The sequence below is a fragment of the Streptomyces sp. CBMA29 genome, assembly GCF_014596445.1.
Classification (GTDB): domain Bacteria; phylum Actinomycetota; class Actinomycetes; order Streptomycetales; family Streptomycetaceae; genus Actinacidiphila.
Map to the genome: position 1 here is coordinate 63,535 of NZ_MECL01000204.1, position 12,312 is coordinate 75,846.

Sequence of the window (12,312 nt, forward strand, 5' to 3'; positions counted from 1 at the left end):
GCTCTGTCGGGCTCTGGTGTTATCGATGCCATCGCCGCTACAGTCTCCACCACTCCCGACTCGCTCCCGGCTCTTCAAGGCCCTAGGTGGTACAGGAATGACCTCGCGCTCGCCCCGATCACCCCACCGCGGAAGGTGGCGGCGGCAGCGGTCCGCGACCGCCGCCGCGCTGCTCGCCTCGCTCGCCCTGCTGTCGGTCGGCGTCACTCCGGCGCTCGCCGCCCCGCCGCGGGCGGCGGCCGACACGGCCGCCGCCGCGGGCACCCCGATCGACCCCGCCCAGTACACGCTGGTCCAGGCGGACTCCGAGTCGCCCGCCTACCCCGCGCCCCCGGCCCTGGACGGCACGGCGCTCGCCGCGTTCGACAACGACCCGTCGACGCAGTGGACGGTCGCCTACGACGTGGTCGGCGGCGTCGGTGTCGCCAAGACCCCGATGCCGCACTGGATCACCCTCGACGTCGGCGGCTCCTTCACCCTCACCGGTGTCGACTACTCGGTGAAGAACCAGGCCAACGGCCCGGTCAAGGGCTACCGGATCTTCGTCACCGACGACGCGGCCGTCGCCAGGGACCCGAAGGGGAACTGGGGAGCGCCCGCCGCGACCGGCTCCTTCCACCAGCCGACGAGCAACACCGAGGTACAGACCGTCGTCTTCGACAAGCCCGTCACCGGCCGCTATGTGAAGGTCGAGGCCGAGAGCGCCGTCAACGGGTCCGACAACGCCTCCGCCTCCGAGATCAGGGTCCGCGCCGTCGGCGACACCACGCCCGCGCCCGTCGACCCGCCGCCCCCGGCCGACCCCGCGACCCCCGTCGAGATCAAGCACGGCGCGCTCAAGGTCAAGGTCGCCAAGGAATTCCCGCAGGTCATCTCGTACGCGCTGAACGGCGGCACCCTCGCGGGCCAGGCGTCCGCGCTGCACACCTTCGACATCAACGGCACCGCGCACACCGCGACCACGAAGATGTCCGCGCACGGCGACACCGCGACGTACACCTCGACCTTCGCCGACCTGCCGAACGTCGCCATCACCTCGACGATCACCGTGACGGCGAAGAAGACCGTCGTCTTCGCCGTCCGGAAGATCACCGGCAGCGCCGCCCGTACCGTCAACCAGTTCTCGATCCCCGGCCAGTCGCTGCTGTCGGTCGACTCCTCCGACCCGCACGCGAGCCTGGCCCGTACGAAGATCTCCACGGACTCCACGACGACGGCCGACCAGTTCCTCACGATCAGCGCGGCGGCCAAGCCCGACAAGGCGTCCGTCGGCACCCCGTACGGCTTCGTCAGCAACTCCACGCTCGCGGGCGGGCTGATCACCGACGCGACCGACGACGCCGCGCAGGACAACAACGACAACGGCAACACCCGGCTCCAGTCGCGGATCGTGGACGCGGGCGGCGGCGCGCGCCGCGCGGAGCTGTCCGTCGGCAACTACACCTACGCGCCCAAGGGCGCCACGGACCGGCGGGTGGCGACGTACACGCTGCCGCGGACCACGGTGGTGCTCTCCGGTGACGCCAACGGCGACAACAAGGTGACCTGGGAGGACGGCGCGCTCGCCTACCGCGCCGCGATGACGCGCCCGCTCGGCGCCGACCGGGTGCCCGAACGCGTCGTCCAGCACATCCCGTTCAACTTCGCGAGCCAGGCCACCAACCCGTTCCTCAAGACGCTCGACAACGTCAAGCGGATCTCGCTGGCCACCGACGACCTCGGCCAGTGGGTGCTGGAGAAGGGCTACGCCAACGAGGGCCACGACTCCGCGCACCCGGACTACGGCGGCGACTACAACGTCAGGGCCGGCGGCCTCACCGACCTCAACAAGCTGGCTTCCGTGGGCGCCGGCTACAACTCGGACATCGCCGTCCACGTCAATGTGACCGAGGCGTACCCGCAGGCCAAGAACTTCAGCTCGGGACTCATCCAGGGCCAGGTCAACGGCTGGGACTGGCTCAACCAGTCGTACCACATCGACCAGCGCACCGACCTCGGCAGCGGCGCCGTCCTCGACCGCTTCAAGGAACTGCGCAAGCAGGCGCCCGGCATCAAGACCGTCTACATCGACGCCTACTACTCCAGCGGCTGGCTCGCCGACGAACTGGCCGCTCAGCTCCACACGATGGGCTTCGAGGTCGCCAGCGAGTGGGCCTACAAATTCGAGGGCGACTCGATCTGGTCGCACTGGGCGAGCGACAAGAACTACGGCGGTGCCACCAACAAGGGCATCAACTCCAACATCGTCCGCTTCATCGCCAACTCCGACCGCGACGTGTGGAACGTCGACCCGCTGCTCGGCGGCTCCGACATCAAGGAGTTCGAGGGCTGGACCGGCCAGGACGACTACAACGCCTTCTACCGGAACATCTGGACCGACAACCTGCCGACCAAATTCCTCCAGCACTACCAGGTCACCCACTGGGACTTCGGCACGTCCGCCGACCTCACCGGCGGTGTCCACGTCGCGATGGCCGGCGGCAAGCGCCAGGTCTCCATGGGCGGCGCGCTCGTCCTCGACGGCGACAGCTACCTGCTGCCGTGGGGCGAGGCCAAGCACGGCAACGGCATCTCCTCGCCGAGCGACGCCGACAAGATGTACTACTTCAGCGCGTCCGGCGGCGCCCACACCTTCGACGTGACACGGCAGTTCGCGGGCACCAAGCGCTTCACCCTCTACAAGCTCACCGACCAGGGCCGGGTGAAGGCCGGTGACATCACCCCGACCGGCGGCAAGGTCACGATCAGCGGCGACAGGAACCAGCCGTACGTGCTCGCCCCGCAGTCCGGCAAGGCGCCGCACACCGACGTCGACTTCGGGCAGGGCACCGGTCTGAACGACCCCGGCTTCAACGCCGGCGACCTCACGGCCTGGAACGCCCACGGCGGCGCGACGGCCGTACGTACCGCCAACGGTGACAACGTCGCCCGGCTCGGCACCGCGGCCTCCGGCATCTCGCAGCAGGTCAAGGGCCTGACGTCCGGCAAGACCTACACCCTGAGCGCCAACGTCGAGATCGCCAAGGGGCAGCGCAGGACCACCACCCTCGCCGTCACCGGTGGCAAGCAGCCCGCCGCGAACACCTTCGACACCACGCCCGCCGCCAACGAGATGGCCGCGGACGCCAAGCAGGGCACGTACTCGCAGCGCGCGTCGGTGACCTTCACCGCGCCGTCCAACGGCAAGGTCACCGTCGCCGTCAGCGCGGTGGCGGGCGGCGCGGCCGTCACGCTGGACGACATACGCCTGATGGCCGACACCACGGCGCCGCTGCCCAAGAAGGCGGGCGGTTCCGGCGGGACCGTCGTCGCGCGGGACGACTTCGAGGGCAACCAGCCCGGCTGGGGCCCCTTCGTCAAGGGCGACGCGGGCGGCGCCACCGACCCGCGCACCAGCATCAGCGACCTGCACGCCCCGTACAGCCAGAAGTCCTGGAAGAACACCTACTCGCCGTACAACTCCGGGATCCTCAAGGGCCAGGCCGTGGACGACGTCATCGGCGGGAACCACTCGCTGAAGGCCCACGAGGAGAACAGCGGTCTGGTCTACCGGACGGTGCCCGCGACGGTGCCCTTCGTGGCGGGTCACAGATACGCGGTCTCCTTCCGCTACCAGACCAATATCGACGGCCAGTGGGCCTGGGTGACCGGCGCTGACGTCGTCGGTGGCGGAAAGGCCGCGTCCAAGGACGTGACGCGCGACGTGCTCGCGCCCGCGCTCGACACGGCCACGTACTCCAAGGAGATCGTCGCGGGCTGCGGCGACACCTGGGTGGGGCTGCGCAAGCTCGGCGGCGCCAACGGCACGGACTTCGTGCTGGACGACTTCACGGTGACCGACCTGGGCCCCGCCCCGGCGGGTCCGGCGTGCGCGAGTGTGACCACGCCGCCGACCGCCGAGCTGAGCCCCGGCGTGCCGAGCGAGTACGTGACCACCTTCACCAACAGCGAGCTGACCGACGCCACCGGTGTCGGTCAGCGGCTCGACGGCCTGCCCGCCGGGTGGACCGCGGCGGTGAAGACCGAGCACGGCAACAGCTTCGCCACGGTGAAGCCCGGCGCGTCGGTGAGCACCACCTGGCTGCTGACCCCGCCCGCCGGAGCCGCGGGGACCGCGGCCTCCTGGAAGGTCGTGGCGGGCTACACCAACGACGGCGCCACCAAATCGGTGTCGGCGGACGCCAAGGCGACCGTCGCGACCCGCGCGCTGCTCTCGCCCAGTTCGATGACGGCGACCGCGGACTCCGAGAACCTCTCCTCGGGAGCCGCGGAGGGACCGGTCTCCAACGTGCTCGACGGTGACCCCGGCACCATCTGGCACACCGACTACACCAACTCCGAGGCGCCGTACCCGCACTGGGTGACCCTCAAGCTGGGCGGCCCCGCCGACCTCGACGGCTTCGGCTACCTCGGCCGCCAGAGCGGCGGCCAGAACGGCCGGGTGGCCGGCTACGAGGTCGCCGTCTCCGACGACGGCGCCACCTGGACGACCGTCGCCCGCGGCACCCTCGTGGACTCGCCGTCGACCCAGGTCGTCGCCTTCGACCGGGTCCGCGCGAGCTACGTCCGCTTCACCGCGCTCAGCGCGCTCAACGGACTGCCGTTCGCGGCGGCTGCCGAGATGCGGGCCTACGGCGGTTACGCCGACACGCCCGCCGGCTACCCGCCGGATCCCGCACCGGGCGCCTGACCACGGCCCGTCCGGGCAGCCCACGGGGCGCATCCCCCTCCCGTACCGGGGAGGGGGATGCGTCCCGTCCTTCTCGGGTCAGTTGACCAGCGGGAGGAGCTGAAGGCGCTCGGCTGCCGAGATGAGCGGGTCCACGTCGACCGGCTCCTCCGTGACGTCGTCGATGACGGACACCCGCACCGCGGGCACGGGCGCCGTGTCGATGGTCGCCTCCAGGTCGAGCGCGAACAGCACGTTCACCGGCCGCGCCCCGCGCGAGTCCTCGTGGACGCCCGCGAACCGCAGGATGCGCCAGCCCTCGTCGTCCCAGTGGTCGAGCAGGGCGGAGCGGACGACGGGAGCCGTCGCCTGCCAGGCGAGGGAATTCTCCAGCAGCTCCACGGACGCCGCGACCGGCACCCGCTCGCCGGAACCGCTCAGCGGATGCCCGAGGATCCGCAGCCGCAGTTTGCGCAACGGCCGTAGCCACCGCTGGTCGAGGTCGGAGGACAGACCGAGCAGCACCGCCGCGGCCACCGCCACGACGACGGCCGACGGCGCCGAATCCCCGCCGATCCGCGACCACCACGTACGGTCGGCGGCCACGGCGGCCAGACCGCCCACGACGACCAGACCGGCACGGGTGAAGGACCGCCAGCCGATCGGCCCCTCGTCACGGGCGCTGCACCCGCAGGACGACTCGGGCGCCGTCGCCCGCGCGTACCCCAGATACGCGGTGAAGCCCGCGCCGAGCACCGCCGTGGCCACGCCGGGCGCCACGGCCTCGGGAACGGCGAGCAGCGCCGCCGCGATCAGCAGCTCGACCGCGCCCACCGCGCGCAGTGCCCGGGTGGCGCGGTGGCCGTTGCCCAGGACCCGCACCAGGACGGTGTTCTCGGCCAGTTGGGCCGTACGGCGGCCGAAGAGCTTCGGCGCGCCGGTCACGACGAGCAGGACCCCGCACAGCAGCGGCGCCAGACTCGGGATGACGGAGATCATCGCGCTCCCTCCTAGTGGCCGACGGTCACGCGGGCGATGTCGATGGTGTCGTCCTCGGGACGCCAGGCGCCGAGGACCTGCGCCGACTGCCCGATCCGCACCCGCGACAGGTCCGAGGTGAGCGCGCCGCCCAGGTACGAGGCGGTGGTCGTCTCGGTGACGATCCGGCCCACGACGGCGTGGCTGTTGCCGTGCGTGAGGTGCAGCCGGTCCTTGGCGATGCCCTGGATCTCGCAGAAGAGATTCACGATGTTGACCCACACCGCGTCGGCCGCGATGGTGCCGTCGGGCATGTCGACACCGCGCGCGTACAGGCCGTCGCCGACCTTGATCTCCGCCGCGGTGGTCGGGCGCAGCTTCCAGACGCTGGTGGCGTTGGTGAGCTGGATGAGGTGCTGGTCGCCGTAGGAACCGGCGACCTCCAGCACGGTGCCGTTGATCGCGGTGATCCGGCCCTCGGCGAACGCCGACTTGGAGATCGCCGGGTCGAGCGACGGCATCGGCGCGGCGAAGGCGGCGTCCGCGTCGATGCCGCCGAGCGCGGTGGCGCCGACGATGGTCGCACCGCCGAGCGCGGCGGTGGTGAGGAAGCGCCGGCGGTCCATCCGGCTGCGGCCCGCGGGATTCTGGTCGTGGCTCATGTCGGTCCTCCTCACTCGTAGATGTAGACGGGGAGCTTGCCGGAGCTGAGATTGCCGATCGCGGAGAACGCGGCCGGGGTCAGGTCGATGACCCGGTTGGTGCGGCAGACGCCGTTGCAGCACGCGGACTCGCCGCAGAAGCTCTTGGTCCGCGGTCCGCAGTCGGAGACCGTGACGCAGACCGTCGCGCCGGAGCACTGGTGCTTGACGTTCATCACCGAGCCGCAGCCGCGGCGCGCGATCGTCTCACCGCACAGGTCGGGCCGGGTGATGTCGAAACACGCCTGGGAGGCGTTCGGCCACGCCGCCTGGTGGGCGTTGGACTGGCAGGTGCCGCAGGCACCGGTGCCGGTGCTGCCGCAGGGGCCCCAGGCGCTGCCGCAGCAGAACCAGGTGGTCTCACCTGCCCAGAGACTGGTCGATCCGCAAGCCATGTCGATTCCCTTCGCTCGCGCGCAGATGCTATGACCTGCGCATGACAACGCATGGTGCGTGCCGCGCCATACGTGACACGTGACACTGGTCCGCCGGTGGGGACGGCGGCGCGCTCGCGGGGGAGGTGGGGCACTGACGGGACCGCGAGGCGGTGTGGCGGTGTGGCGGTGTGGCGTGAATCGCGCGGATGTGCGAGGCGCGTGGTGCGCTCGATGCGTGGGGGGACGGTGAGGAGTTCAGGTTCTGTGGGCGCTGAGGGTGGCACGGGTCCTGTGGGGATTCCGGGGCATATGGGGACGCCGGGAGAATTACATGCCCATGACAAGGTGTGCGTCGGATGGGTCGGCAGTGATGGTGGAACACGGCCATGATGCGCGCTTCTACGCGCGTCCGCCAGAGGGCGGGAGACACGAGAGGCCCTTGGGGCGGGCGGCACGAGCCACGCGGTGCGGTGCATTGTGCGTTGGCCTCGGGCATCACGGCCGCGGCGCGCCGCACGGACACGTGGGCCGTCTCTCGCGAGGTGCCCGGGATGTCGTGATCCAGCCAGGCGCGGCCTCGGCCTGGGCGGCTCGCGTACGCCTACGATCCGTCGCCAGGACCTGGGACCCCGGCCGGCCTGCCGCCCGGTCCGCCCTGGCGCCGGGCCGCCGCGCTGCGGCCCACGGCCTCCACCAGCGGCAGCACGCGGTACGGGACCCGCTCGCGCAGGGCGATCTCCGTACGGGTGCGGACCACGCCCGGCAGTTGGATCAGCCGCTGGATGATGTCCTCCAGATGGGCGTTGTCGCGGGCCGCGACCCGGGTGAGCAGATCCCCGCCGCCGGTGATCGAGAGCGCCTCGATGATCTCCGGCACGGCCGCGAGCGCTTCGCCCACGTCGTCCAGACGCCCCTGCGTCACCTCGATCCGTACGAAGGCCAGCACCGGGTGGCCCAGCGCGGCAGGCGACACGCGTGGTCCCGCCGTGGTGATCACCCCGTCCCGCTCCAGCCGGTCGAGCCGGGCCTGGAGGGTGCCGCGGGCCACGCCGAGTATGCGGGCGTACTCACGGACGCTGGTGCGCGGCTGCTCCAGCAGCAGCCGCAGGATGCGGGTGTCCAGCGTGTCGACGGCCATGGGCCACTGGTCTCCTCGTGGTCGATGACAGGACACCCTCACCGTACCAATGGCACAGTTCCGAGCGACCAGTTTGAGCCACTGCCCGCTCGGGTGCTTTCCTGGTGGTGACGATGGCGTTGCGGTCCTCCGCAACGCCTTTGCCATGTCCGGCGCCGACCGCCGCCGGGCACCCGTACCGGACAGGGGTGGAACCGCACACGTGAAGAAGTTGTTCGTCGCACCGGATCCGGGCCGCGCGCGGCTGCGCCACGCCTCCCGCGCCGTCCTCGGCATCGCGCTCGCCGTCACCGCGGCGGGCTTGGCCGGATTTCCGCTGCCCGCGATGTGCGGCGGCGGTCTCGCCGCGCTGCTCGCCTTCTTCGTCGTCGCCGACCCCCGCGTCGGTCAGCAGGCGGTCACCACCGCCCTCATGCCCCTGACCGGGCTGCCGGTGCTCACCGCCGCGGCCTGGCTGCACCCGTACCCGCTCGCCCGCGACGCCGCATTCGTCGCCGTCGTCCTCGCCGGGGTCTACGCCCGCCGCTGGGGCGCCCGCGGCCACGCGCTCGGTGTCTTCGGCTTCATGATGTTCTTCATCGCGCAGTTCCTGCCCGCCGTCCCGGCCGAACTCCCCGAGCTGTACGCGGCGATCGGCCTCAGCCTCGCCGTCGCCGCCACCGTCCGCTTCGGCCTGTGGTGCTACGAACGCGGCGCCGCGCCCGTACCGGCCGTGGCCCTCGTCCAACTGCCCGGTCTGCGCAGGCCGACCACCCGGCAGGCCGTCCAGGCCGCGACCGCCGCGACCGGTGCCCTCGCGCTCGGCCAGGCACTGTCGCAGGACCGGTGGTACTGGGCGGTCGCCACCTCCTGGTGGATCTTCGTCAACACGGCGTCGCGCGGCGAGACCCTGGTGCGCGGCTTCCGCCGCGTGCTCGGCACCGCACTCGGCATCGTGGCCGGATTCGCCCTCGCCCTGCCCCTGCACGGCGCCCCCGTACCGTCCGCCGTCCTCGTCGCGGTGTGCGTCTTCGGGATCTTTTTCACTGCCCAAGTCTCTTACTCCTGGATGACCTTCTTCGTCACCGTCATGGCCGGTTCCCTCTACGGACTGCTCGGCGTCCTGCACCCGGCGCTGCTCCTGCTGCGCCTCGAAGAAACCGGGGCGGGCGCGCTGTGGGCGGCGCTCGCCGTGCTGCTGGTGCTGCCGGTCACGACGCACGCCGCCACCGACGCCTGGATCCAGCGCGCGCTGGAGTCCGTACGCGACTTCACCGCGCAGGCCGCCCGGCACCTCGCCGGTGAACCCGGCGCCGACCTCGCGGGACGCGCCGCCGAACTGGACCTGGTACTCGGCCGGGTACGCGCCTCCCTGGTGCCGCTGGTGCACCCGCTGAGCCCCCTGCGGGCCCGCAGGGCGCGGGCCGGTCACGTACTGCGCCTCCTCGACGCCTGCGCCCACCAGGTGCGCGGTCTCGCCGAGGTCGTCGCCCACCCAGAAGCGGGCCACGACGAGCGGCTGTCGGCCGCCTGCCGACGGGTCGAGGACGCCGTGCGCCGCCTGGTCGTACGCGGCATCGAAGCACCGGAACCGCGGTCGGAGGCACCCGAGGACGGCGCGGGACATCCGCACGCCGAACGCGCGCTCGGCCACCTGCGGGTCCTGGAAACGGCGCTCACCGACCTCGCCGCGCCCCTGCACGCCGACCCCCGCGCGCCGCTCGCCGCCTGACCGGTGGGACCCGGGGGCGACGTGGCCGCCGTCAGGTACTAATCTCAGCCGCCGTACAGACATCAGGCGGAAGAGGTACGGCAGTGGCCGGGCACGTTTACATCGGGTCGTTCACTTCGGCGGGCGGGCGAGGGCTCACCACGGCCGCCGTCGACCCGGACACGGGAGCGCTCACCGCGCTCGGCGACAACGCCGAGGTGCAGAATCCGTCCTTCCTCGCCCTGTCCGACGACGGGCGGACGCTCTACACGGTCGGCGAGACCGAGCCGGAGGGAACCGCCGCCGCGTTCTCGCTCGCGGACCCGGCCGCGCCCCGGCTGCTCGGCGCGCCCGTACAGGTGCACGGCGGCTGGCCCACCCACCTCGCCGTCCACCGCGGCCACCTGCTCACGGCCAACTACGCGGAGCCCGGCAGCGTCAGCGTCCTGTCCATCGGCGCGGACGGCGCACTCGGCGGGCTGCGCTCACTGCTGGAGCACGAGGGCGACGGCCCCCACCCCGAGCGCCAGACCGGGCCGCACGCGCACGCCGTGCTGACCGACCCCAGCGGGCGCTGGGCGGTCAGCGTCGACCTCGGCACCGACTCGGTGCGGGTCTGCGAACTGGACGCCGACAGCGGCGAGCTGGAAATCGAGCGCGAACTGGGACTGCGCTCCGGAATCGGCCCGCGCCACCTCACCTTCCACCCGGCGGGCCACCACGCCTATGTGATGAACGAACTCGACTCCGTCGTCACCGTCTGCCGTTGGGACCCCTCCATCGGCAGCCTGCGCCCGCTCGCCGAGGCGCGCGTGCTCCCCGACGGCGCCGAGGGCGAGAACTACCCCTCGGAGCTGGTCGTCTCGCCCGACGGCCGCTTCGCCTGGGCCGCCAACCGCGGCCACAACAGCATCGCGGTGCTCGCCCTGGACGAGACGGGGGAGCGGCTGGAACTGCTCGACACCGTGAGCTGCGGCGGCGACTGGCCGCGCCACCTCACCCTCGACCCGTCGGGCACCCGGCTGTACGCGGCCAACGAGCGCTCGGGCGACGTCACCTGGTTCGACGTCGACCCGGGCACCGGCATCCCCAAGGAGGCCGGTTCGCTGGCGCTGCCCGCCGTGTCCTGCGTGCTCTTCGCCCGGCCCTGACACCGCGCCGGCGGGCCCGCGCGGCCCGCACGACGTGAAACGGCGCGGGCGGACGGTCCTTCGACAGGACCGTCCGCCCGCGCCGTTGTCGTCGCCGTGTCGACGCGCCGCCTCGTTCAGTGCGAGGGCGCGCTCTCCTGCTGCTGCATCGCGATGCCCAGGGCGCCCGCGTAGTGCGTGACCACCAGCTTGCCGACCGCCGGATACGGGCCGAGCGCGTCGGCGCCCGAGCAGCCCGCCTCCGCCGCCGCGGTGTGCAGGAGCTGCGGCGCGATCTCCGGGCCGATCAGGCACGGGGCGAGCGCGAGCCGGCCGGAGCCGGAGGAGCGCAGCTGCTCCGCCGCCCGTGCGATGGAGCCGTCCTCGTCGAGCGCGGCGGCCAGCACCGGCACGGCGAGCCGCGCGGCCAGCAGCAGCCCGGTGACACCCGCGGCCTGCGCCGCCTCCTCGCCGCCGACGGTCGCCAGGATGATCCCGTCGGCCGCGGTCGCCACGGTGAACAGCCGCGCGCGGTCGGCGCGGGCCAGACCCGCCTCGGCGAGCCGGACGTGCAGCGCCTCGGCGAGCAGCGGGTGCGGACCGAGGACGTCGGTCAGCTCCACCTGCGCCTTGGTGTCGGCGATGGCCTGCCGGATCCTGCGCAGCACGGAAGCCTCGGGTCCGGCGAGCAGCGGGACGACGACGGCCGCGGTGTCCTCACCCGACCGCTCGTCCGCGATCGCGGCCAGGACGCCGCGCAGCGCCGGGAATTCGGTCTCCTCGCCGTCCTCGCCGTCGACGAAGCCGATCCGCGGATCGAGTCCCGACAGCTCGGAGCGGGCGATGCTCACGACCTCCTCCGCCAGACTGAGCGCGGCGGCGGTGGGAGTGCCGGGGACGGCCAGAACCAGCACCGGCGCGCCCTCGGGCGCGGCCAGCGCCTCCGGTCGGCGGTGACGTCCCGGCTGGCGCGGACGCGGCATTCGAACGGGAAGGCCGGAGGCGGGCCCTGTGGCAGTGCTCATGGCGACGCATGCTAACGCCTTGGGGCGCCTGGATGTTCGGCCGGGTCGGAGCCGCGGCAGACCTGTCCTGATCTGTCCCTTTCACCGCTCACGTTCGGTCATCGAACGTGTCTGAGCTGTGCCGGAACCGACCGGGGCGGTATCGGAACGGGCCGCCGCGGTACGCGAACGTGCCGGAGCGGCACGGGAGACGAGCCGCAGCAGCGCGGGGTCGGCCGGAAGCGGCAGCGCGTCCCGGTGCAGCGCCCCCGCGATCAGCAGCGCGCCGTCCAGCGGATCACCGGCCGCCGGTACGAGCCTGGCGTCCGGCAGCATCCGCCCGGCTTGCTCACGCAGCGGTCCGAGCAGCGGCTCGCCCATCTTGAACAGCCCACCGGTCAGCGCCACGTCCACCGCGGCGGCGTCCGGCCGTACGGCAGCCGCCGACTCCAGGATGTGCGTCGCGGCGGCCCGCAGGATGCCGGAGGCCACCGGGTCGCCCCCCGTGGCGCAGGCGGCCACGTCGGGCGCGAACGAGGCCAGTACGGCGGGCCGGTCGGGGCGCGGGTAGAGCTGCGCGGGCATCCCGTCGAGCGGCCCGAAACGGTCCTGGGCGCGGGCCAGC

The 12,312-nt window shown here is 72.5% G+C and carries 8 protein-coding genes and 1 pseudogene; 3 read left to right on the plus strand and 6 right to left on the minus strand.

Annotated features, from left to right (window positions below):
- The first annotated feature begins 97 nt into the window (after nucleotides 1-97).
- Nucleotides 98-4,690, plus strand: coding sequence for an endo-alpha-N-acetylgalactosaminidase family protein (locus BGM09_RS27445; protein ID WP_223187677.1), 4,593 nt, complete (start codon nucleotides 98-100; stop codon nucleotides 4,688-4,690).
- A 78-nt stretch (nucleotides 4,691-4,768) separates the two neighbouring features.
- Here BGM09_RS27445 and BGM09_RS27450 read toward each other — a convergent pair whose 3' ends face one another.
- From BGM09_RS27450 to BGM09_RS27465, 4 genes are all read right to left on the minus strand, one after another.
- Nucleotides 4,769-5,668, minus strand: coding sequence for a MauE/DoxX family redox-associated membrane protein (locus BGM09_RS27450; protein WP_223187678.1), 900 nt, complete (start codon nucleotides 5,666-5,668; stop codon nucleotides 4,769-4,771).
- A gap of 11 nt (nucleotides 5,669-5,679) precedes the next feature.
- Nucleotides 5,680-6,309: a cell wall protein gene (locus tag BGM09_RS27455; protein WP_188284392.1), complete on the minus strand. Its 630-nt coding sequence runs from the start codon at nucleotides 6,307-6,309 to the stop codon at nucleotides 5,680-5,682.
- Nucleotides 6,310-6,320: 11 nt separating this feature from the next.
- Nucleotides 6,321-6,743 (minus strand): hypothetical protein, encoded by a 423-nt coding sequence (locus tag BGM09_RS27460; protein WP_188284393.1) that lies wholly within the window; start codon nucleotides 6,741-6,743, stop codon nucleotides 6,321-6,323.
- Nucleotides 6,744-7,326: 583 nt separating this feature from the next.
- On the minus strand, nucleotides 7,327-7,863 hold the full coding sequence (locus BGM09_RS27465; RefSeq protein WP_188284394.1) for an Lrp/AsnC family transcriptional regulator: 537 nt from the start codon (nucleotides 7,861-7,863) through the stop codon (nucleotides 7,327-7,329).
- A 145-nt stretch (nucleotides 7,864-8,008) separates the two neighbouring features.
- Between BGM09_RS27465 and BGM09_RS27470 the strand changes: the two genes are divergently transcribed.
- Entirely contained in the window at nucleotides 8,009-9,574 is a 1,566-nt protein-coding gene (locus BGM09_RS27470; protein WP_188284395.1) for an FUSC family protein, read from the plus strand.
- Nucleotides 9,575-9,657: 83 nt separating this feature from the next.
- Nucleotides 9,658-10,704: a lactonase family protein gene (locus BGM09_RS27475; RefSeq protein ID WP_188284396.1), complete on the plus strand. Its 1,047-nt coding sequence runs from the start codon at nucleotides 9,658-9,660 to the stop codon at nucleotides 10,702-10,704.
- A 116-nt stretch (nucleotides 10,705-10,820) separates the two neighbouring features.
- On the opposite strand, the gene BGM09_RS27480 is transcribed toward BGM09_RS27475, so the two are convergent.
- On the minus strand, nucleotides 10,821-11,708 hold the full coding sequence (locus BGM09_RS27480; RefSeq protein WP_188284397.1) for a sirohydrochlorin chelatase: 888 nt from the start codon (nucleotides 11,706-11,708) through the stop codon (nucleotides 10,821-10,823).
- 81 nt (nucleotides 11,709-11,789) lie between these two features.
- Nucleotides 11,790-12,312: pseudogene (locus BGM09_RS27485) on the minus strand (ATPase); the annotation flags it as partial.